A 22,276-nucleotide genomic window follows, 5' to 3' on the forward strand; every position below is an offset into this window, starting at 1 on the left:
ACATAAAATAAGCAAAACCATGACGCCTCTCAAGAAATAAATAAAACATTATTTCATTTTTATTGAATTCACATCTCAACCACACTATCATCGCGCCATAACACGAAAGAACCGGGCAAAAAAGGTTCAGGTGACGTTGTCACTGCCACGCAAGGTGACCTGTTCCGCCCGGCGCTTTCCTGTCAGGCCATAGCCTGATGTCTATCTGAAAGCGAGGAGCAACCATGCAAGTCCGTCAGAGCATCCACAGTGACCATGCCCGCCAGCTTGATACCGCTGGTCTGCGGCACGAGTTTCTGATCGAGCGTATTTTTGATGCAGACGCCTGCACCATGACTTATAGCCACATTGACCGAATCATCGTAGGCGGCGTCATGCCCGTCCATCAAACGGTGACTATCGGCGAAGATGTGGGGAAACAGCTGGGCGTCGATTATTTTCTTGAGCGTCGTGAACTGGGTGCAATCAATATCGGCGGCGGCGGCGTAGTCAGCGTCGATGGCGAGCGTTATGAAATCGGTCACGAAGAGGCTATTTATATTGGCAAAGGTGCGCGGGACATCCGCTTCACCAGCGTAGATCCTTCCGCTCCAGCCCGTTTTTACTATAACAGCACGCCGGCGCACACCACTTATCCGACACGCAAGATTACTGCTGCCGACGCCTCTCCCCAAACCATCGGGGATGATGCGACCAGCAATCGCCGTACCATTAATAAATATATCGTTCCGGATGTGTTGCCAACCTGCCAGCTCACGATGGGCCTGACCAAACTGGCGGAAGGCAGCCTCTGGAATACCATGCCGTGCCATACCCATGAGCGCCGCATGGAAGTGTATTTCTATTTTGATATGGATGAAGAAACGGCGGTGTTTCATATGATGGGACAACCACAAGAAACCCGTCATATTTTGGTGCACAACGAGCAGGCGGTGATTTCACCGAGCTGGTCAATTCATTCTGGTGTAGGCACTAAGCGTTACACCTTTATCTGGGGTATGGTTGGCGAGAATCAGGTTTTCTCAGACATGGATCACGTCAAAGTTAGCGAGTTGCGCTAACGAATTACCCACCAGATTTCATGTTGCAGGACAGCGGTAAATAAGCGCTCCCCTACTCCATCGTAGGGGGCGAAAAACCAGCAACCTGAGATATGACGGGTATAACCGGTATTTCCCTACAGTAACAAGCTCACGACAAGACATGTCGTTTACAGAGAGATTAAAGCTATGATTCTAGATTCATTCAATTTACAGGGCAAAGTGGCACTGATCACCGGCTGTGATACCGGTCTGGGTCAGGGTATGGCTGTCGGTCTGGCTGAAGCCGGCTGTGACATCGTCGGCGTCAACATTGTTGAACCGAAAGAAACCATCGAAAAAGTCACTGCCACAGGCCGTCGTTTCCTCAGCCTGACCGCGGACATGAGCGATATCTCCGGCCATGCCGCACTGGTGGAAAAAGCCGTTGCCGAGTTCGGTAAAGTGGACATTCTGGTTAACAATGCCGGTATTATCCGTCGTGAAGACGCCATCGAGTTCAGCGAAAAGAACTGGGACGATGTGATGAATCTGAACATCAAAAGCGTGTTCTTCATGTCTCAGACTGTTGCCCGTCAGTTCATCAAACAGGGTCATGGCGGTAAAATCATCAATATCGCCTCCATGCTGTCTTTCCAGGGTGGTATCCGCGTACCGTCCTACACCGCGTCTAAGAGCGCAGTGATGGGGATCACCCGCCTGCTGGCCAACGAATGGGCGAAACACAATATCAATGTCAACGCCATCGCCCCTGGTTACATGGCGACCAACAACACCCAGCAGTTGCGTGCGGATCAGGATCGCAGCAAAGAAATTCTGGACCGTATCCCGGCTGGCCGTTGGGGTCTGCCGCAAGATTTGCAGGGCCCGGCCGTGTTCCTGGCATCCAGCGCATCCGATTATGTGAACGGTTACACTATCGCTGTTGACGGCGGCTGGCTGGCTCGTTAATTTTTCTACAAAAAACACTTATGGACAAAGGCACAATTTCATGTTGTGCCTTTCTTTTATCTATCAGTAAGTTACCCAAACACTCCCGCGTCATATAGTTTCCAAATCTTCCATAAAAAATTTTCAAAACAACGTTCCGACTTTGATCACACTTTCGATAATGAGCACATGACGAAAATATAATTTGCACAATATAATCAATCAAAACAATGTTTCTATTTATAAGGAACTGTTTCCTCCAGTTCTGCAAGAAGGTAGTCCATGAGTATTTTTACTGATTTGAACACCAGCAGAAAATGGCAAATCGACCAATGGTTGTCGGCGATTAACAGCCATATTGAAAAAATTCAACAATACGGCCACAGTCAGATCAATCCAACGCCGTTATTGGTTGACGGATTTGAGATAAAAACACAGTCTCCAGTTGTCTGGCAGTTTCCAGATGGTCATGACGCACCGATATCCAACTTCGCCAGTCAGCAAAACTGGTTGAAATTATTAGTATCTATGAGCGTCGTCACAGAAACGGAAAAATATCGCCAGTCTGCTTTTTCTCAGTGCGAGTATTTTCTGGATCATTTTGTCGATGACAACAGCGGGCTTTTTTATTGGGGCGGTCATCGTTTTATTAATCTTGATACGCTGACCACCGAAGGTCCAGAATCCAAATCATTGGTGCATGAATTAAAACACCATTTGCCCTATTACGAATTTTTGTATCAGGTTAATCCGGAAAAAACCCATCATTTTATTCAGGGCTTCTGGAATGCGCATGTAGAGAATTGGGACTGCCTGGATCTGGGCCGCCATGGCGATTACGCCAGATCGCGCGATCCGCATGTCTTTCTGCATACTCGCCATGATGTGGTAGACCCTGCCAAATGGCCTGAACTGCCGTTAACCAAGGGCTTAACCTTTGTTAATGCCGGTACCGATCTGATCTACGCCGCATTCGTTTATGCACGTCACAGCGATGATGTACATGCGGCAAACTGGGGTAAGCATCTCTATCGCCAGTATGTGTTGGCGCGCAACCCGGAAACCGGTATGCCGGTTTATCAATTCAGCTCGCCATTACAGCGCCAGCCTGTACCCGCCGATGATAATCAAACCCAATCCTGGTTTGGCGACCGCGCACAGCGGCAGTTCGGCCCGGAATTTGGCGCGATAGCCCGTGAGGCCAATGTACTGTTTCGCGACATGCGCCCGTTATTGATCGATAACCCGTTGGCTATGCTGGATATTTTACAGCATCATCCCGACACGGACATGCTGACCTGGGTGATCAGCGGCCTGAAAAACTATTATCAGTATGCTTACGATGTCGACAGTAACAGCCTGCGGCCAATGTGGAACGACGGTCAGGACATGACCGGCTACTGCTTCAAACGCGATGGCTACTACGGCAAAGCAGGTACCATTCTGCAACCTTTCCCTCTGGAAGGCGATTACCTGCTGCCATTAGTACGCGCCTGGTACCTGAGCGATGACGACGACCTGTACACGCTGATTGTCACGATGCTCTCGCGGCTGGAGAAACAAGGTATTCATCAATCCGCCTCGCCGTTCTTGCTGTTGGCGATTACCGAGTTGGCGCAAGCCAAACAATCGGCGCAGTGGGCGGAATATGCCTGGCAGATGGCGGAAATTTTATTCAAACGCTATTTCCATCACGGTTTATTCGTACGATCAGAACATCATCGCTATGTACGGCTTGACGATCCTTTCCCGGTCATTCTGCTGACGCTGATAGCCGCCTGCAGAAATAAATGGTCAGAGATACCCGCTATTTTAACTCAGGGGGGATATATTCATGGCGACTACCGTATTAATGGAGAAAGCCGAGTTATTTATGACACGGAATTTATTTACCCGGAAAAATCAATCCAATAATTTTATTTTTTACAGACTCACCATTACTAAAGTAGGTAGGCATTATGAATGAAAACAGAATGCTGGGGTTAGCTTATATCTCTCCCTATATAATAGGGTTGATAGTTTTCACTGCTTTCCCCTTTCTTTCATCATTTGTGCTCAGTTTTACTGAGTACGATTTAATGAGTCCCCCCACATTCACCGGGCTGGAAAATTACCACCGGATGTTTATGGAGGACGATCTTTTCTGGAAATCCATGGGAGTAACATTTGCTTATGTCTTTTTGACTATCCCGCTGAAACTGATTTTTGCACTGCTTATTGCGTTCGTGCTGAATTTCAAGTTACGCGGAATCGGTTTTTTCCGTACCGCTTATTACGTACCGTCGATTCTCGGCAGCAGCGTGGCTATCGCCGTACTGTGGCGCGCCTTGTTCGCCATCGACGGGTTGCTGAACAGCTTTATCGGCGTCTTTGGTTTAGATCCGGTCAACTGGTTGGGTGAACCGTCGCTGGCGCTGATGTCGGTTACCTTACTGCGTGTCTGGCAGTTCGGTTCCGCGATGGTGATCTTCCTGGCTGCCTTGCAAAACGTACCGCAATCGCAGTATGAAGCGGCGATGATCGATGGCGCGTCGAAATGGCAGATGTTCCTGAAAGTCACCGTACCGCTGATTACACCGGTTATTTTCTTCAACTTTATTATGCAGACGACGCAAGCGTTTCAGGAATTTACCGCGCCCTACGTCATTACCGGTGGTGGCCCAACCCACTACACCTATCTGTTCTCGCTCTATATCTATGATACGGCATTCAAGTATTTCGATATGGGGTACGGCGCGGCCCTGGCATGGGTGCTGTTCCTGGTGGTAGCCGTATTCGCCGCTATCTCCTTTAAATCGTCTAAATACTGGGTGTTCTATTCCGCCGATAAAGGAGGAAAAAATGGCTGATATTCATTCCCCACTGTCTGCGCAGAGTATCGCCGCGGCAGAAGTTCGCCGCACGCTGCGCCGTGAAAAAATCAGTGCTGCCATGCGTTACATTATTTTGCTGTTCGTCGGCATTCTGATGCTCTATCCGTTAGCGTGGATGTTCTCGGCATCGTTCAAACCGAACCATGAGATTTTCACGACCCTCAGCCTGTGGCCGGCACATGCCACCTGGGATGGCTTTATCAATGGCTGGAAAACCGGCACTGAGTACAACTTCGGTCACTACATGATCAATACCTTTCAGTATGTGATTCCGAAAGTGGTGCTGACGGTGATCTCTTCCACCATCGTGGCTTATGGTTTTGCCCGGTTTGAAATTCCGTGGAAAAACTTTTGGTTCGCGACCTTGATCGCCACCATGTTGCTGCCAAGTACCGTTTTACTGATTCCGCAGTACATCATGTTCCGTGAAATGGGCATGCTGAACAGTTATCTGCCGTTGTATGTCCCGGTCGCATTCGCTACGCATGGGTTCTTTGTATTCATGCTGATTCAGTTCCTGCGCGGCGTACCGCGTGATATGGAAGAAGCCGCACAGATCGATGGCTGTAACTCCTGGCAGGTATTGTGGTACGTCGTCGTACCCATTCTGAAACCGGCCATCATTTCGGTTGCGCTGTTCCAGTTCATGTGGTCAATGAACGACTTTATCGGCCCGCTGATTTACGTTTACAGCGTGGACAAATACCCGATTGCGCTGGCTCTGAAAATGTCTATCGACGTAACAGAAGGCGCACCGTGGAACGAAATTCTGGCAATGGCGAGTATCTCCATTCTGCCGTCCATCATTATTTTCTTCATGGCTCAGCGCTACTTCGTTCAGGGCGTTACCAGCAGCGGAATTAAAGGTTAATTGAGGATTTATCATGGCTGAAGTCATTTTCAACAAACTGGAAAAAGTTTACTCCAACGGTTTCAAAGCAGTTCACGGTATCGACCTGACGATCAAAGACGGCGAATTTATGGTTATCGTAGGGCCGTCTGGTTGTGCGAAATCCACCACCCTGCGCATGCTGGCCGGACTGGAAACCATCAGCGGCGGCGAAGTTCGCATCGGCGACAAAATCGTCAACAATCTGGCGCCGAAAGATCGCGGCATCGCGATGGTGTTCCAGAACTATGCGCTCTACCCGCACATGACGGTTCGCGAAAACCTGGCCTTCGGCCTGAAACTCAGCAAGATGCCGAAAGACAAGATCGAAGCGCAGGTTAACGAAGCGGCTAAGATTCTGGAGCTGGAAGAATTGATGGATCGCTTGCCGCGCCAGTTGTCCGGCGGTCAGGCACAGCGCGTTGCTGTTGGCCGCGCCATCGTCAAAAAACCGGATGTGTTCCTGTTTGACGAACCGCTTTCCAACCTGGACGCGAAATTGCGCGCCTCAATGCGTATCCGTATCTCGGATCTGCACAAACAGTTGAAGAAGAGCGGCCATCCGGCAACCAGCGTCTACGTGACCCATGACCAGACCGAGGCCATGACGATGGGCGACCGTATTTGCGTCATGAAGCTGGGCCACATTATGCAGGTCGATACGCCGGATAATCTGTACCATTTCCCGAAAAACATGTTCGTCGCCGGGTTTATCGGTGCGCCGGAAATGAATATCAAACCCGGCAAGTTGCTGGAAGATAATGGACAGATCTCGCTGCAGGTAGGCAAATACACCATGGGTCTTAACCAGTCGAAGCAGGACAAAGTTCGCGGTTACATTGGTAAAGATATCTGCTTCGGCGTTCGCCCAGAGTATGTCACGGTATCTGAATCGCCGTTCGACGGCGGTCATTTCCAGGGCGAACTGGTACGTGCCGAAAACATGGGCCATGAGTTCTTCATGTACATCAAGGTTGATGGATTTGAACTGACCAGCCGTATGCCGTCAGACGAAGCACGGGTGATTATCAACAATGGATTGAATCGTCAGGTGTATTTCAAGTTCGATATGGATAAATGCCATATTTTTGATGCCAAAACAGAACAAAATATCTCTCTTTAACAGGAGTATAACCGATGAAAAAAGTGATCCTACGCACATTGATAGCCTCTTCTCTTGCACTGATGGCGCATCAGTCCTTTGCGGCTGAGCAGGTTGACTTGCGTATGTCATGGTGGGGCGGCAACGGTCGCCACCAGGTGACACTGAAAGCCATTGAGGAATTCCAGAAAAAATATCCGGATATCAAGGTTAAAGCGGAATACACCGGTTGGGATGGACATCTGTCTCGTTTGACCACGCAGATCGCGGGTAATACCGAGCCTGATGTGATGCAGACCAACTGGAACTGGCTGCCGATTTTCTCCCGTACCGGTGATGGCTTCTACGACCTGAACAAAGTGAAAGATGTGCTGGACCTGTCGCAGTTTGATGCGAAAGAACTGCAGGCGACGACGGTTGACGGCAAACTGAACGGGATTCCGATTTCCGTAACGGCGCGCGTCTTCTATTACAACACCGAAACCTGGAAGAAATCCGGCCTGACCGCCCCGAAAAACTGGGATGAACTGGTGAATGCCGGCAAGGTCTTCAAAGAAAAACTGGGCGACCAATTCTATCCGCTGGTGCTGGAGCATCAGGACTCGTTGGCGTTGCTGAATTCTTACATGGTACAGAAGTACAACATTCCGGCGGTGGACGAGAAAAACAAGAAATTCTCTTATACCGACGCGCAATGGGTAGAGTTCTTCGAGATGTACAAGAAGCTGGTTGATGGCCACGTCATGCCGTCTGCGAAATACTACGCTTCGTTCGGCAAGAGCAACATGTATGAAATGAAGCCGTGGATTGCCGGTGACTGGGGTGGTACGTACATGTGGAACTCCACCATCACCAAGTACTCCGATAACCTGCAGCCGCCGGCCAAACTGGAACTGGGTGCCTACCCCATGCTGCCGGGCGCCAAAGAAGCGGGATTATTCTTTAAACCGGCTCAGATGTTGTCTATCGGCAAGTCCAGTAAGCACCCGAAAGAAGCCGCTATGTTGATCAACTACCTGTTGAACAGTAAAGAAGGCATTCAGGCGCTGGGACTGGAACGCGGCGTGCCGTTAAGCAAAGCGGCAGTTGCTCAGTTGCGTGCCGATGGCGTCATCAAAGACAGCGACCCGTCGGTAGCGGGCCTGAACCTGGCATTGTCCTTACCGCATGAAACCAAGACATCGCCTTATTTCGACGATCCGCAAATCGTCGCCCTGTTCGGTGATGCCATTCAATATATCGATTATGGTCAGAAATCCGTGGAAGAAACCGCCAAATACTTCCAACGTCAGGCTGATCGTATTCTGAAACGCGCCATGAAAGAATAACTGCCAACTGGTTATTTCTCTAAGCCCCGTGCTCTGTGCCGGGGCTTTTTTATTAAAAATGAAACAAAATGAATCATACTGTCGATCATCGTCACAATTTGAAATCATTTTGAAGTTATTGTGATTCTAAAAGATCACGATCACAAAACGAAATTAAATAATCCATAAAATAGAACTCGTTCCATGAGAACGCATCGTTTTTATTTTTTTATTCTTTTTCTTTATCTGTATATCTATAGGGAAAGTACAATGAAGATTAAATTATTAACTTTGGCTGTTGCATCTCTGATTAGCGTTAATGCTCTGGCTGTATCCATCGATTATCGTCATGAAATGACGGATAACACTAAAGTTGGTCATAAAGACCGTCTGTTAATCTCTCACCGTTTTGCGAATGGTTTTGGATTATCGTCCGAAGTAAAATGGGCTCAATCCGGCAGGGACGGTAACCCAAACAGACCGTTTAGCGAACAGGTCAGCAACGGCACCGAAGTTGTCGCCAGCTACGTGTATAAATTCAACGACGTCTTTTCTATCGAACCGGGATTTTCTTTAGAATCAAGTTCATCCAATAACAATTATCGCCCCTATCTTCGCGGCCGGGCTAATGTGACCGATGATTTGTCTGTCGCCTTACGCTATCGTCCTTATTTCAAACGTAACAGTGAGAACATCAGGCAACAGGGTAAAGAAACGATGGACAAAGGTTATACCCTGACCGGTAATATCGACTATAACTTCCTGGATGTTTATACCCTCGGTTACGAGCTGGAATACAAAAAAGGCACCTCCGGCGAAACTGTCCTTTCTGACAACGATAATTATGACATCACTCATGAAGTGAAATTGTCTTACAAGTGGGACAAAAACTGGAAGCCATATGTCGCACTCGGCAACGTTTCTGGTTCTAAAACCACTGACGAACGCCAGACCCGTTACCGTGTAGGCGTGCAATATAGCTTCTAATCGCTGTCTGTGACGCCTTAAACAAGGCGTCAAAATGGATAATAAAAATGACTGCAATATGGAATCTTTATTATCCAGGTTAATATCCAGTGGGAATTAACCAAACCATCAACTCGTCTTTTTAAATTTCTGTGTCGATGTCCCTTTTCGGGAATCATATTATTCGCCACTTTGGGTAAACATTTTTTCTCTTCGATGAAATGTTTACCTGTTTTTTTATCGCCATCACCCTCATACTCGTGTTATTAATTTAACCACCTCATCTCACCATCAACCCTGAATATATGAGTAAACTGTTATGTCATTATCAAAGATAATTGCAGGAACACTTATTATGTCTGTCAGTGGATTCAGCCTCGCCGAGACCACCTTCCCGATATGGCCGCAAGGTGAAGCGCCCGGCGCCATCACGTCATCGGTACAACAGCAAGTGGTCGAACGCAGTAAAGACCCTGCCTGGCCGGATCGTGCCGTAACCGGCATTCGCAGCCCGGAAATCACGGTTTATGTACCGGACAACCCTAATGGCACAGCACTATTAATTACCCCCGGCGGTTCTTACCAACGCGTCGTACTGGATAAGGAAGGTAGTGATTTAGCCCCATACTTTACCCAACAAGGCTACACCTTGTTCGTCATGACCTACCGTATGCCGGCTGACGGTCATCAGGAGGGTGCCGATGCGCCGCTGGCCGATGCTCAACGAGCGATACGTACGCTGCGTTCCCATGCCGCGCAGTGGCATATTAACCCACAGCGTATCGGTATTATGGGCTTCTCCGCAGGCGGACATGTCGCCGCCAGTTTGGGTACCCGTTTTGCACAAACCGTTTATCCCGCTCAGGATGAAATCGACAACGTCAGCGCCCGCCCTGATTTTATGGTGCTGATGTATCCCGTTATCTCTATGCAGGAAAATATTGCCCACGCCGGCTCCCGCAAGGCGCTGATTGGTTCACATCCCAGTGAAGCCCAAATCGAACGTTATTCCGCAGAAAAACAAGTCAGCGCCCAAACTCCACCGACATTTTTAGTCCATGCGATTGACGACCCATCAGTATCCGTAGACAACAGTCTGGTAATGCTATCGGCATTGCGGGAGAACAAGATTCCGACTGAAATCCATCTGTTTGAACAAGGAAAACATGGTTTCGGTATCCGTGGTACCGTCGGGTTGCCGGCCGCAGCCTGGCCGCAGCTATTGAATAACTGGATAAAATCACTGCAGTTGGATAAAAAGGCGTGGGAATCAAACAGATAAATTATCGCTGCCTACAACAATGCACCTTCCGCCGCTCATGACAATCTCTTATACTGTATAAAATGACAGTTTTTGAGATGTTTCATGACCGCGGAAGGCCACCTCCTGTTTGCCGTAGCCAGCGCAATCTTCGCAAAAAAAGCAGAATTATCGCCTGCCCTGGCAGCAGGCGACTGGTGGCATATTATCCCAGCCGCCTTACTGACATCCTTGTTACCCGATATAGACCACCCGAAGTCTATTCTCGGCCAACGCCTGAAATGGATTTCCGTCCCCATTGCCAGGCTGTGCGGGCATCGTGGTTTTACGCATAGCTTGCTGGCCATCGTGATTGGTGTCTATGTCATCCGCACTAAACTGCCAGCAGACTGGCCCTTACCGGGCGATGTCTATCACGCGATGATCGTTGGATATCTAAGCCATATCGTCGCCGATATGCTGACAACAGCGGGTGTACCGCTCTTGTGGCCTTGCCGCTGGCGCTTTCGTCTGCCTTTACTGAATAGCGACAAAGGCAATCAACTGGAACGCTTACTGTGCGTCGGGTTGATTTTGTTTATGCTATTTCAACCGCAGCAACCACTTGAATCCTGGCATTACGGCGAACCCGCACGACGGCTACAACAGCTCGGGCAGCAGTTACATCAGTTACTGGCACCTTAGTCACCACTGGTTTCGTTATTCCATTCCGAACCATCCATGTTGGTTATCTCTATAACCGCGATATAAAAGACCTGCTATGCTACTGCGCTGGCTACGTTTTTCCAGACGTAGCGGTGATGAACATTAAAAAAGGAGTAGTGGGATGAATTTTCCGCTGATAATAAATGTGGTTGTTTTTGCTGTGCTGCTTTTTGCACTGGGGTATAGCGGTAATAAAAATTGGAGCCTGTCGAAAAAGGTGTTGCTGGGTCTGATAACCGGCGTCCTGTTTGGGCTGGTATTACACCTGATTTATGGCGATGACAATCCTGTCATCAAACAGTCTATTGCCTGGTTCAACATCGTCGGCAACGGCTATGTACAATTGTTGCAAATGATTGTGATGCCGCTGGTGTTCGTGTCAATACTGAATTCCGTTGCCCGGCTGCATAACGCCTCCTCGCTGGGAAAAATCAGCCTGCTTGCACTCGGCACATTGCTATTTACCACGCTGATCGCCGCCTTAATTGGTATTTTTGTGACCAATCTGTTTGGCCTGACCGCTTCCGGGTTGGTGCAAGGCGCGCAGGAAAGTTCTCGTCTGTCGACCATTCAGAATAGCTATGCCGGCAAGGTCGCCGACCTGAACGTACCACAGCTGTTGCTGTCGTTTATCCCTAAAAATCCGTTTGCCGACCTGACCGGCGCCAACCCGACGTCTATCATCAGCGTGGTCATTTTCGCCGCGTTTCTCGGCGTTGCGGCATTGCACTTGTTAAAAGACGACGCGGCAAAAGGCGAACGCGTCCTGACAGCGATTGATACCTTGCAATCCTGGGTAATGAAACTGGTTCGGCTGGTGATGCGCCTCACACCTTATGGCGTAATGGCACTGATGACGAAAATGGTCGCCAGCTCTAACCTGCAGGATATCCTCAAGCTGGGCAGTTTCGTTGTGGCGTCCTACCTCGGTCTGGGATTGATGTTTGGCGTACATGCCCTATTGTTGGCGATGAACGGCGTGAATCCGGCCCGTTTTTATCGCAAAGTGTGGCCGGTGCTAAGTTTCGCCTTCACCAGTCGCTCCAGCGCCGCCACTATTCCGCTGAATATTGAGGCCCAGACGCGCCGTATCGGTGTGCCGGAATCCATCGCCAGTTTTGCCGCCTCTTTTGGCACGACTATCGGTCAGAACGGCTGTGCCGGGTTGTATCCAGCCATGCTGGCCGTCATGGTCGCGCCGACCGTCGGCATCAACCCCTGGGATCCGATGTGGATCGCCACCCTGGCTGGCATTGTCACCCTCAGTTCCGCGGGGGTAGCCGGTGTCGGTGGCGGCGCTACCTTCGCCGCGTTGATCGTCCTACCGGCGATGGGATTACCCATCACACTGGTTGCCCTGTTGATTTCGATTGAGCCATTAATCGACATGGGACGCACTGCACTCAATGTCAGTGGATCAATGACAGCCGGCACGCTGACCAGCCAGTGGCTAAAACAAACCGATAAAGACGTGTTCAATCGGGATGACGATACGGCATTAAATCACCGTTAATCTCCGTTTCGGCGTCATAAAAAATGCCGGAGTGGTTTTCCCCTCCGGCATTTCTTCCCGATCAGAATTTGGGATTGGTATCGTATTCCTGACAGCTCTGGAACCCTTTGTTCAATACATGCCCCGTCTCATCAAAGCTGACGAAATAGTACTGAATCTTACCGTCGTGGGTGCCCAGCACATAGGTATTACAGGTGCCCCGGGCATGAAGCATGGTGGCCTCCGTCGATGCCGGTCCGGCAACTCGATTCACTTCCTGGCGACTCATGCCCTTTTTCACCTCCTTCACCACCGGTTTAGTAAAGAAGTTTTCGGCACGATCGTAAGCTACACACCCAGAGAGCATCAGGGCACTTGCCGCGATACACATGAATAAATTATTTTTCTTCATGGAATGACCTCATTCGCTATCGGTGCAGCTAAGACTAGATAGTCAATGCCGCTTTTTCAAATCAGCGATTCTATTTCAACCAGCTGAACGTTGACGAAAAAGCCCCCGATCCGATGTAAATCCGCCTGCTTTTTCTTGTTCTTTTGTTCCGTCGGAATTAACGTTACTCTCTGGTGATGTGGGTAATTGTTTTGACACATCAATAGGTTCAAGAGGGGGTGGACATGTCATTACAGAAAGAAATTATTCAGGCTCTCGGGGTGAAAAGCACCATCGATCCAGCGCAGGAAGTTCGAGTGAGCGTTGATTTTTTAAAGAATTATCTGAAGGCTCACCCATTCGTCAAAAGCCTGGTCTTGGGGATCAGCGGCGGGCAGGATTCAACGCTGACCGGCAAATTATGCCAGACGGCGATTGCCGAATTGCGCCAGGAAACAGGCAAAGCCGATTATCGCTTTATCGCGGTGCGCCTGCCGTATGGCGTACAAGCCGATGAGCAAGACTGCCAGGATGCAATTCAGTTTATCCAGCCGGACCAGGTACTGACCGTCAACATCAAACCGGCGGTAGAGGCCAGTGAAGCGACGCTGCGCGCCATCGGTATTGAGCTGTCTGACTTTGTTAAGGGTAACGAAAAAGCCCGTGAGCGCATGAAAGCCCAGTACAGTATCGCGGGTATGAATGCCGGACTGGTTGTCGGTACCGATCACGCGGCGGAAGCCGTCACCGGCTTCTTCACCAAATACGGTGACGGCGGCACTGACATCAACCCGATTTTCCGCCTCAACAAACGACAGGGCAAAGCCTTGCTCAAGCTGCTGGGTTGCCCGTCCCACCTTTACACCAAGGCACCAACGGCTGATCTGGAAGACGATCGCCCGTCACTGCCGGATGAGATGGCACTCGGCATCACCTACGAGAAAATCGACGACTATCTGGAAGGCAAACAGCTTGGGCCGATTGATGTCGCTATCATCGAGGGTTGGTATCGCAAAACCGAGCACAAACGCCGCCCGCCGATTACCGTCTTTGATGACTTCTGGCGTTGATAGCCTTAATTTCTCCGGGCAGGTGCTACCAGGTAGCCTCTGCCCGTTTTCTCGTCATGTGATAGTCGATAGCCATTAATGATGCTCATAACTCCTCGGCGTGCAACGCTGGCCGGTCTGTTGGCGATAGGACTCTGGCCTATGCTGCATAGCACACCGGCATTCAACGCGGCAACATGGCGTTACTGGCCACGGCTTCTTACTTTACCCCAATACTGACGACGTTGATGACGACGCTGTGGTTACAAACTATTCCTACATTCGCTTTTTGGCAGGGAGTAATCATGGTAACGCAGGGGTCGCTATTGTCCTGGTTGGCGACACGCGAAGTCGGTTAAGGGTTAAGCTGAGCCAGAACAAAGTTTCCCGATTAAATGGTATTTACAATGCAATTTAAAAATCATCACGGGAACACGACAATGACCTCCGCCGGCAAACGTATCCAACGCGAAATTCGTACTATTCGGGCCATGCTCGCGCTGTATGAGCGGTCATTTCCAGCGCCTGCAGATGATGCGGATTATTATGCCAGGCTGCAGGATTACGCCTTAAAACGGCTGCGAAAGTGCTATTACGGGGAAAATAAGCCGGCCTGCAAACAATGTCCGATTCATTGCTACCAACCGGCGAAACGGGAAGCCATCAAAGCTATCATGCGCTGGGCTGGACCAAGAATGCTGTTGCACCACCCCATACTGGCAATTCGACACCTGCTGGATGATCGCAAACCTGTCCCTGCTGCACCACCACGAGGGCGAACAGCCAGAGAACCGGAATCCCCGATACTTTCAGACGATTCTGCAAAAGAAAAAGGCCGCTAATGCGGCCTTTTTTGTCAAATCAAGACTCTTTGGGTGATGCGTTTTCCACCCGACTCTTCAATTTCTGCCCTGGACGGAACGTAACGACCCGACGCGCCGTAATCGGAATATCTTCGCCGGTTTTTGGGTTACGCCCCGGGCGCTGGTTCTTGTCCCGCAAATCAAAGTTGCCAAACCCCGACAACTTAACCTGCTCACCATTTTCCAGAGCACGCCGCACTTCTTCGAAGAACAACTCGACGAGCTCTTTGGCATCCCGTTTGCTGAGCCCAAGCTTTTCAAACAGGTATTCAGACATTTCAGCTTTAGTAAGCGCCATAGGTTAATCCCTCAAGGATGCTTGGAATCGCTGTTTTAGTGCTGCTACGCATTGCGCAACGGTAGCGGCAATTTCCTCTTCTGCTAGTGTACGAGCGGTATCCTGCAATACCAGACTGATAGCCAGACTCTTATATCCTTCCGCTACGCCCTTGCCCCGGTACACGTCAAACAAGTTTACGCCAACTAACTGATTTGCGCCAACTTTCTTGCACTCGGCTAAAACATCGCCTGCCGGCACGTTCTCAGCCACAACCACCGCGATATCACGACGATTCGCCGGGAAACGTGAAATGTCCGCCGCCTCAGGCACCACGCGCTCAGACAGCTTATCCCACAGCACCTCAAACACCACGGTACGGCCATTCAGATCCAGCTTGCGCTCCAGTTCCGGATGAATCACGCCGACATAACCGATACGCTCGCCTGCCAGATAAATTGCCGCCGTCTGCCCAGGATGCAATGCGCAATGATGCTCAGCACGGAATTCAACGGAGGACAGTTTCCCGGTTAATGCCAACACGGCTTCCAAATCGCCTTTTAAATCATAGAAGTCAACCGCCTGACGCGCCAGATCCCAATGTTCTTCGTAGCGAGTGCCTGTAATCACTCCTGCCAACATGGTTTCCTGACGGACGCCCAGATCGGCGCTTTGGTCCGGAACAAAGCGCAGACCACTCTCAAACACACGCAGACGGCTTTGTTGACGATTTTGGTTGTACACTACCGCGCCCAGCAACCCGCTCCACAGCGACAGCCGCATAGCGGACATTTCCACCGAAATCGGGCTCGGTAACATCAGCGCTTCTTCATCAGGGTGAATCAGCGACTGAATCTTGGGATCGACGAAACTGTACGTAATCGCTTCCTGAAAACCGCGATCCACCAGCAGCGTTTTCACACGTTTAAGCGTCAGGTCCGCTTCGCGATGTTGCGTCATCTTCAGCGGTGCCTGAGTAGGAATATTCGGAATGTTGTTGTAGCCGTAAACACGAGCCACCTCTTCCACCAAATCTTCCTCGATTTCCATATCGAAACGCCAGCTCGGTGCTACCGCCTGCCAGCCATCAGCGGTTTTAATCACCTGGCAACCCAGACGGTTAAGAATATCGCTGACTTTCTCATCGGAAATTACATGGCCGATTAATCGATCCAATTTGTCACGACGCAGAGTGATGGTCGCTCGTACCGGCAAATCTTTCTCGCTGGTCACATCCACCACCGGGCCGGCGTCACCGCCGCAAATATCCAGCAGCAGGCGCGTTGCACGCTCAATCGCCTGATATTGCAATGCCGGATCAACACCACGCTCATAGCGGTGAGAGGCATCGGTATGCAAACCGTAACGACGCGCACGCCCGGTGATCGACAGCGGATTAAAATAAGCACACTCCAGCAGCACATCCTGCGTTTCGGCATTCACGCCGGAATGTTCGCCGCCGAAGATACCGCCCATTGCCAGCGCTTTTTGATGATCGGCAATCACCAGTGTGTCGGCGCTCAGCGTCGCATCGGTGCCGTCCAGCAGACGCAGGGTTTCCCCTTCTTTCGCCATACGCACGACAATGCCGCCTTCCAGACGGTTGAGGTCGAACGCATGCATCGGTTGCCCCAGCTCCAGCAATACGTAGTTGGTGACATCCACCACCGGATCGATGGAGCGGATACCGCAACGACGCAGTTTTTCACGCATCCACAGCGGCGTGGCGGCCTTCACATTGATCCCCTTGACCACTCGCCCCAGATAACGCGGGCACGCTTCGGTCGCATCCACCTGAATCGGGAAACGCTCGGTAATAGTAGCGGTCACCGGCTCCGTCGTAGGCGTTGTCAACGCCAGCTCATTGAGTACAGCGACATCGCGCGCCACACCCAGGATTCCCAGGCAATCAGCACGGTTGGGCGTCACGCTGATCTCAATCGTATTGTCATCCAGCTTCAGGTATTCGCGGATGTCAGTACCTAACGGCGCATCAGACGGCAGTTCGATAATACCGCTGTGATCCTCGGAAATGCCCAGCTCGGAGAAAGAGCACAGCATCCCTTCAGACGGCTCGCCACGCAGCTTGGCTGCCTTGATTTTGAAATCACCCGGTAAAACAGCGCCCACCGTGGCCACCGCCACTTTGAGGCCCTGACGGCAATTAGGCGCGCCGCAAACGATATCCAGCAAACGTTCACCGCCCACGCTGACTTTCGTCACGCGCAATTTGTCTGCATTCGGATGCTGACCGCATTCCACCACTTCCCCAACAACCACGCCGTGGAATGCGCCTGCAACCGGCTCAACGCCGTCCACTTCCAGGCCCGCCATGGTGATTTGTTCAGATAAGGCATCGCTGCTGATAGCTGGGTTAACCCATTCCCGTAACCAGAGTTCACTGAATTTCATCTTGATATTCCTGCCTTATTTAAACTGTTTGAGGAAGCGTAAATCGTTTTCGAAGAAGGCGCGCAGGTCCGTCACGCCGTAACGCAGCATGGTCAAACGTTCCATCCCCATACCGAATGCAAAGCCGGAATACACTTCCGGGTCGATGCCGACATTACGCAACACATTTGGATGCACCATGCCGCATCCCAGCACTTCAAGCCATTTGCCGTTCTTGCCCATCACATCCACTTCGGCAGACGGTTCGGTAAATGGGAAATAGGACGGGCGAAAACGCACCTGCAAATCTTCCTCAAAGAAATTACGCAGGAAATCATGCAGCGTTCCCTTCAGGTTGGTGAAGCTGATGTTTTTATCCACGATCAGCCCTTCCATCTGGTGGAACATCGGAGTATGCGTCTGATCGTAATCGTTACGGTAAACACGCCCCGGTGCGATGATGCGAATCGGCGGCTGCTGTTTTTTCATGGTGCGGATCTGCACGCCCGAAGTCTGCGTACGCAGCAGGCGGGTGGCATCGAACCAGAAAGTGTCATGATCGGCACGAGCCGGGTGGTGCCCCGGAATATTCAATGCATCGAAATTGTGGTAGTCGTCTTCGATTTCCGGGCCTGACGCCACGGCAAATCCCAGTTCACCAAAGAAAGTTTCAATGCGCTCGATAGTGCGGGTAATCGGATGCAGACCGCCATTCTCCATAGTCCGCCCCGGCAGTGAGACATCAATGGTTTCTGCTGCCAGACGGGCATTCAGCTCAGCACTTTCCAGCGTCTGCTTGCGCGCATTCAGCGCCTCCTGCACCTCCTGCTTAGCCTGATTGATGACCGCACCCGCGGCAGGACGGTCTTCAGCAGGCAGCTCGCGCAGCGAGGTCATCTGAAGGGTTAAGTGACCTTTTTTGCCCAGAAACTCGACGCGCACGTTTTCCAGTGCGGCGATGTCTCCAGCCTGCTCTATGGCTGTTCTGGCTTTGGCAACCAGTTCTGCGAGATGTTGCATTGCATTCCTCTTCTTCTGCCTGTATGGCCGACAATCATGATTGGAAAGATACGGTTTTCAGTGCGCCGGACGTTAACATGACCCACAGTTCCAGACATCCGGACCAATAAAAAAGCCTCCACAGAGGAGGCTTAGGCGCTACTTTTCGTTTCTCTTCTTACGCGCAAAGCCCCCGATATTCAGGCGCTAAAGTAAAAAAAGAAACGGAAAATAGCAGTATTCATACTTGCGTTACCTTATTGTTGACTGGCTAACTGTTGCCTAACCTGTTGACAATATACCAATTTCGCTTGTTCTGAAAGTCTTTCGTCTACGATAACGAAAGATTGCAAGCATTTAACGGGTATCAAAGACGAAAAGAGGGAGACTAGCTCCCTCTTTACATCTGACTTACGCCAGAGCTGATTTCGCTTTTTCAACCAGTGCGCTGAAGGCCACTTTGTCGAACACGGCGATGTCAGCCAGAATCTTACGGTCGATTTCAACAGAGGCTTTTTTCAGGCCATTGATGAATTTGCTGTAAGACAAGCCATTCTGGCGGGCTGCTGCATTGATACGTGCAATCCACAGCTGACGGAACTGACGCTTACGCTGACGACGGTCACGGTAAGCGTACTGACCAGCTTTGATTACTGCCTGGAAGGCAACACGATAAACGCGCGAACGGGCACCGTAGTAACCTTTCGCTTGTTTCAGGATCTTTTTGTGACGTGCGCGAGCAACCACACCACGTTTTACGCGAGCCATATGCTCTCTCCTAAGGTCTTATTCTGAATTTAAAAAAAGTTACTTATGCGTAAGGCAGACATGCTGCAACCAGGCCCAGATCGCCTTTGGAAACCATGGCTTTCGGACGCAGGTGACGCTTACGTTTAGTCGCTTTTTTGGTCAGAATATGACGCAGGTTAGCATGCTTACGCTTGAAACCACCGCTGGCGGTTTTTTTGAAGCGTTTAGCGGCGCCACGTACAGTTTTAATCTTTGGCATTGTTATTTCCACTTCGCATTGTTAAACAATGAATCAGATAAGGCGAACAAAAACCGCGCTACGCTAAGGCAGCGCGGAAATTGTTACTTGAATGCCTTACTGTTTCTTCTTCGGTGCCAGCACCATAATCATCTGACGTCCTTCGATCTTGCTTGGGAACGACTCGACGACAGACAATTCATTCAGATCATCACGAATGCGATTAAGCATTTCGATGCCGATCTGCTGGTGCGCCATTTCACGGCCACGGAAACGCAGTGTGATCTTGGCTTTGTCACCATCTTCCAGAAAGCGAACCAGGTTGCGTAGTTTGACCTGATAGTCGCCATCATCGGTACCAGGCCGGAATTTGATTTCCTTGACCTGAATAACTTTTTGCTTCTTCTTCTGTTCTTTAGTGGCCTTACTCTTCTCATAGAGGAACTTGCCGTAATCCATGATTCGGCAAACCGGCGGTTCGGCGTTCGGGCTGATTTCAACTAAATCAACACCTGCTTCCTCAGCTTTCTCTAACGCTTCATTCAGGCTAACAATACCGATCTGTTCGCCATCAACGCCCGTCAGACGTACCTCTTGTGCGCGAATTTCTCTGTTGATGCGATTAGGACGCGCTGGTTGAACTCGTTTTCCGCCTTTAATACCTTATTCCTCCAACTGATGAAGACTACGGCTGCGAATTTCTTTCTGCAGCTTCGTGATTACTTCACTGACGTCCATACTTCCCAAGTCCTTGCCGCGGCGGGTGCGAACAGCTACTTTTCCTGCTTCCACCTCTTTATCGCCACAAACAAGCATATAGGGAACACGCCGTAAAGTGTGCTCGCGGATTTTAAAGCCTATCTTCTCATTTCTCAAGTCCGCTTTAACGCGAATGCCCGCATCTTGCAATTTTCTTGTCAATTCGCTGACATAATCGGACTGGCTATCCGTGATATTCATTACCACAGCCTGTACAGGCGCCAGCCAGGTCGGGAAGAAACCGGCGAACTCTTCGGTCAAAATACCGATGAAACGCTCCATTGACCCCAGAATCGCGCGGTGAATCATCACCGGAACCTGACGTTCGTTGTTTTCGCCCACATAAGAAGCGCTCAGACGGCCCGGCAATGAAAAATCAAGCTGTACGGTACCACACTGCCAGGCGCGATCCAGGCAGTCATGCAGCGTAAATTCGATTTTCGGCCCGTAAAATGCACCCTCTCCCGGTTGATACTCAAACGGGAGACCGTTTTCAGTCAGTGCAGCGGCCAGATCTTCTTCCGCCCGATCCCACGTTTCATCGCTGCCGATACGTTTTTCAGGACGTGTTGACAATTTCACCACGATTTTTTCAAAACCGAAGGTGCTATACATGTCGTAGACCATCTTGATGCAGTTATTCACTTCATCACGTACCTGATCTTCGGTACAGAAGATATGAGCGTCATCCTGCGTAAAACCGCGTACGCGCATCAACCCATGTAGGGAGCCTGACGGTTCATTACGGTGGCAACTGCCGAACTCCGCCATACGCAACGGCAGGTCACGGTAGGATTTCAGCCCCTGATTGAAAATCTGCACATGGCCTGGGCAGTTCATCGGTTTGATGCAATATTCACGGTTTTCTGATGACGTCGTGAACATCGCTTCTTTGTAGTTTTCCCAGTGCCCTGTTTTTTCCCACAGCACGCGGTCCATCATGAACGGACCTTTTACTTCCTGATACTGGTACTCTTTGAGCTTCATGCGCACAAACGCTTCCAGCTCGCGGAAAATCGTCCAGCCGTCGTTGTGCCAGAACACCATACCCGGCGCCTCTTCCTGCATATGATACAGGTCCAGTTGCTTACCGATTTTACGGTGGTCACGTTTAGCGGCTTCCTCAAGACGCTGTAGGTAGGCACTTAACTGTTTCTTGTCTGCCCAGGCGGTGCCATAAATACGCTGCAACATTTTGTTTTTGCTGTCGCCGCGCCAATAAGCGCCTGATGTTTTTTGCAGTTTGAAATGATGACAGAAGCGCATGTTCGGTACGTGCGGACCACGGCACATATCGATATATTCTTCGTGGTGGTACAGCCCTGGACGATCGTCTCGGCTAATATTTTCATCAAGAATCGCCACCTTGTAGCTTTCGCCACGCGCCGTAAACGTATCACGCGCTTCCTGCCAACTGACTTTTTTCTTGACGACGTCGTAGTCTTTGCTTGCCAGCTCATGCATCCGCTTTTCAAGCAGTTCCAGGTCTTCCTGTGTCAGCGTGCGATCAAGATCAATGTCATAATAGAAACCATTGTCGATCACCGGGCCAATCGCCATTTTTGTATCAGGCCACAATTGCTTGATGGCATGACCCAGCAAGTGTGCACAGGAATGACGAATAATCTCCATCCCATCGTCATCTTTGGCGGTGATGATCGACAGTTGCGCATCAGACTCAATCACATCGACGGCATCGACCAGCTCGCCATTAACCCGACCGGCAATACAAGCTTTTGCCAGACCTGGGCCGATATCCAGCGCGACATCAAGAGGAGAAACGGCATGGTCATAATGACGCCGGCTGCCGTCAGGAAGCGTAATAACAGGCATGTAAATTCCCTTATCTGCAGTGGTGAGCCACACGAAAGCTCACGTGCAAAAGATAATTGCGTTTGATTTAGATGGTCGGAGGAAAAGGATTTAACCCACAATTGTTAAATCAGTTCCGCCCTGTTGGCAGGCAGCATGGCAAAGCACCGTGCGACAGTTCA

At 50.4% G+C, this 22,276-nt stretch carries 22 protein-coding genes, 1 pseudogene and 1 other annotated feature; of the genes and pseudogenes, 14 read left to right on the top strand and 9 right to left on the bottom strand.

Annotation, left to right across the window (positions count from 1 at the left end; all coding sequences use genetic code 11):
- Positions 1-224: 224 nt before the first annotated feature.
- From kduI to DCH402_RS11105, 11 genes are all read left to right on the top strand, one after another.
- A complete protein-coding gene (kduI, locus tag DCH402_RS11055) occupies positions 225-1,061 on the top strand; it encodes a 5-dehydro-4-deoxy-D-glucuronate isomerase (RefSeq protein ID WP_040001138.1) in 837 nt (278 codons plus the stop codon).
- A 168-nt stretch (positions 1,062-1,229) separates the two neighbouring features.
- The gene (gene kduD / locus DCH402_RS11060) at positions 1,230-1,991 is read left to right on the top strand and encodes a 2-dehydro-3-deoxy-D-gluconate 5-dehydrogenase KduD (protein ID WP_012769688.1); all 762 of its coding nucleotides are present in this window, start codon (positions 1,230-1,232) and stop codon (positions 1,989-1,991) included.
- A gap of 261 nt (positions 1,992-2,252) precedes the next feature.
- Entirely contained in the window at positions 2,253-3,884 is a 1,632-nt protein-coding gene (gene pelW, locus DCH402_RS11065) for a pectate disaccharide-lyase PelW (protein WP_040001139.1), read from the top strand.
- A 44-nt stretch (positions 3,885-3,928) separates the two neighbouring features.
- On the top strand, positions 3,929-4,819 hold the full coding sequence (locus DCH402_RS11070) for a carbohydrate ABC transporter permease (protein WP_012769686.1): 891 nt from the start codon (positions 3,929-3,931) through the stop codon (positions 4,817-4,819).
- Positions 4,812-5,714 carry a carbohydrate ABC transporter permease gene (locus DCH402_RS11075; protein WP_040001140.1) on the top strand — a complete coding sequence of 301 codons (903 nt, stop codon included), beginning with the start codon at positions 4,812-4,814 and terminating at the stop codon, positions 5,712-5,714. Before DCH402_RS11070 ends, DCH402_RS11075 begins: the two co-directional genes overlap by 8 nt.
- A 13-nt stretch (positions 5,715-5,727) precedes the next feature.
- Positions 5,728-6,855, top strand: a complete 1,128-nt coding sequence (locus DCH402_RS11080) for an ABC transporter ATP-binding protein (RefSeq protein WP_040001141.1) — start codon at positions 5,728-5,730, stop codon at positions 6,853-6,855.
- Between the two features lie 14 nt (positions 6,856-6,869).
- A complete protein-coding gene (locus DCH402_RS11085) occupies positions 6,870-8,162 on the top strand; it encodes an ABC transporter substrate-binding protein (RefSeq protein ID WP_040001142.1) in 1,293 nt (430 codons plus the stop codon).
- Positions 8,163-8,411: 249 nt separating this feature from the next.
- On the top strand, positions 8,412-9,128 hold the full coding sequence (gene kdgM / locus DCH402_RS11090; RefSeq protein ID WP_040001143.1) for an oligogalacturonate-specific porin KdgM: 717 nt from the start codon (positions 8,412-8,414) through the stop codon (positions 9,126-9,128).
- Positions 9,129-9,462: 334 nt separating this feature from the next.
- Complete coding sequence (gene paeX / locus DCH402_RS11095) at positions 9,463-10,389, top strand: pectin acetylesterase PaeX (RefSeq protein WP_411431447.1); 927 nt, start codon at positions 9,463-9,465, stop codon at positions 10,387-10,389.
- Between the two features lie 84 nt (positions 10,390-10,473).
- The gene (locus DCH402_RS11100) at positions 10,474-11,052 is read left to right on the top strand and encodes a metal-dependent hydrolase (RefSeq protein ID WP_040001145.1); all 579 of its coding nucleotides are present in this window, start codon (positions 10,474-10,476) and stop codon (positions 11,050-11,052) included.
- A gap of 142 nt (positions 11,053-11,194) precedes the next feature.
- On the top strand, positions 11,195-12,586 hold the full coding sequence (locus DCH402_RS11105; protein WP_040001146.1) for an L-cystine transporter: 1,392 nt from the start codon (positions 11,195-11,197) through the stop codon (positions 12,584-12,586).
- 61 nt (positions 12,587-12,647) lie between these two features.
- Here the strand turns inward: DCH402_RS11105 and osmE are convergent, their stop codons facing one another.
- Positions 12,648-12,977 carry an osmotically-inducible lipoprotein OsmE gene (gene osmE, locus DCH402_RS11110; protein WP_040001147.1) on the bottom strand — a complete coding sequence of 110 codons (330 nt, stop codon included), beginning with the start codon at positions 12,975-12,977 and terminating at the stop codon, positions 12,648-12,650.
- A 224-nt stretch (positions 12,978-13,201) separates the two neighbouring features.
- On the opposite strand from osmE, the gene nadE reads away from it, so the two are divergent.
- From nadE to DCH402_RS11120, 3 genes and pseudogenes are all read left to right on the top strand, one after another.
- Complete coding sequence (nadE, locus tag DCH402_RS11115; protein WP_040001148.1) at positions 13,202-14,026, top strand: ammonia-dependent NAD(+) synthetase; 825 nt, start codon at positions 13,202-13,204, stop codon at positions 14,024-14,026.
- A 152-nt stretch (positions 14,027-14,178) separates the two neighbouring features.
- Positions 14,179-14,364: pseudogene (locus tag DCH402_RS21320) on the top strand (EamA family transporter); the annotation flags it as partial.
- A 48-nt stretch (positions 14,365-14,412) separates the two neighbouring features.
- A complete protein-coding gene (locus tag DCH402_RS11120) occupies positions 14,413-14,847 on the top strand; it encodes a nitrous oxide-stimulated promoter family protein (protein WP_226052937.1) in 435 nt (144 codons plus the stop codon).
- Between the two features lie 19 nt (positions 14,848-14,866).
- On the opposite strand, the gene ihfA is transcribed toward DCH402_RS11120, so the two are convergent.
- The 8 genes from ihfA to thrS form a co-directional block, all read right to left on the bottom strand.
- Positions 14,867-15,166, bottom strand: a complete 300-nt coding sequence (gene ihfA, locus DCH402_RS11125; RefSeq protein ID WP_012769674.1) for an integration host factor subunit alpha — start codon at positions 15,164-15,166, stop codon at positions 14,867-14,869.
- A 3-nt stretch (positions 15,167-15,169) separates the two neighbouring features.
- Positions 15,170-17,557 carry a phenylalanine--tRNA ligase subunit beta gene (pheT, locus tag DCH402_RS11130; protein WP_040001149.1) on the bottom strand — a complete coding sequence of 796 codons (2,388 nt, stop codon included), beginning with the start codon at positions 17,555-17,557 and terminating at the stop codon, positions 15,170-15,172.
- A 15-nt stretch (positions 17,558-17,572) separates the two neighbouring features.
- Complete coding sequence (pheS, locus tag DCH402_RS11135) at positions 17,573-18,556, bottom strand: phenylalanine--tRNA ligase subunit alpha (RefSeq protein ID WP_040001150.1); 984 nt, start codon at positions 18,554-18,556, stop codon at positions 17,573-17,575.
- Between the two features lie 105 nt (positions 18,557-18,661).
- Positions 18,662-18,785 (bottom strand) — a sequence feature (Phe leader region).
- On the bottom strand, positions 18,736-18,780 hold the full coding sequence (gene pheM / locus DCH402_RS22345; protein WP_133845469.1) for a pheST operon leader peptide PheM: 45 nt from the start codon (positions 18,778-18,780) through the stop codon (positions 18,736-18,738). (Overlaps the previous feature by 45 nt.)
- A 161-nt stretch (positions 18,786-18,946) precedes the next feature.
- Positions 18,947-19,303 carry a 50S ribosomal protein L20 gene (gene rplT, locus DCH402_RS11140; protein ID WP_012769671.1) on the bottom strand — a complete coding sequence of 119 codons (357 nt, stop codon included), beginning with the start codon at positions 19,301-19,303 and terminating at the stop codon, positions 18,947-18,949.
- 43 nt (positions 19,304-19,346) lie between these two features.
- Positions 19,347-19,544 (bottom strand): 50S ribosomal protein L35, encoded by a 198-nt coding sequence (gene rpmI / locus DCH402_RS11145; protein WP_012769670.1) that lies wholly within the window; start codon positions 19,542-19,544, stop codon positions 19,347-19,349.
- A 96-nt stretch (positions 19,545-19,640) separates the two neighbouring features.
- Positions 19,641-20,183, bottom strand: a complete 543-nt coding sequence (gene infC / locus DCH402_RS21325; protein WP_012884623.1) for a translation initiation factor IF-3 — start codon at positions 20,181-20,183, stop codon at positions 19,641-19,643.
- Between the two features lie 3 nt (positions 20,184-20,186).
- Positions 20,187-22,115: a threonine--tRNA ligase gene (gene thrS, locus DCH402_RS11155; RefSeq protein ID WP_040001151.1), complete on the bottom strand. Its 1,929-nt coding sequence runs from the start codon at positions 22,113-22,115 to the stop codon at positions 20,187-20,189.
- Positions 22,116-22,276: the final 161 nt, after the last annotated feature.

This window comes from Dickeya chrysanthemi NCPPB 402 (assembly GCF_000406105.1).
GTDB classification, from domain to species: domain Bacteria; phylum Pseudomonadota; class Gammaproteobacteria; order Enterobacterales; family Enterobacteriaceae; genus Dickeya; species Dickeya chrysanthemi.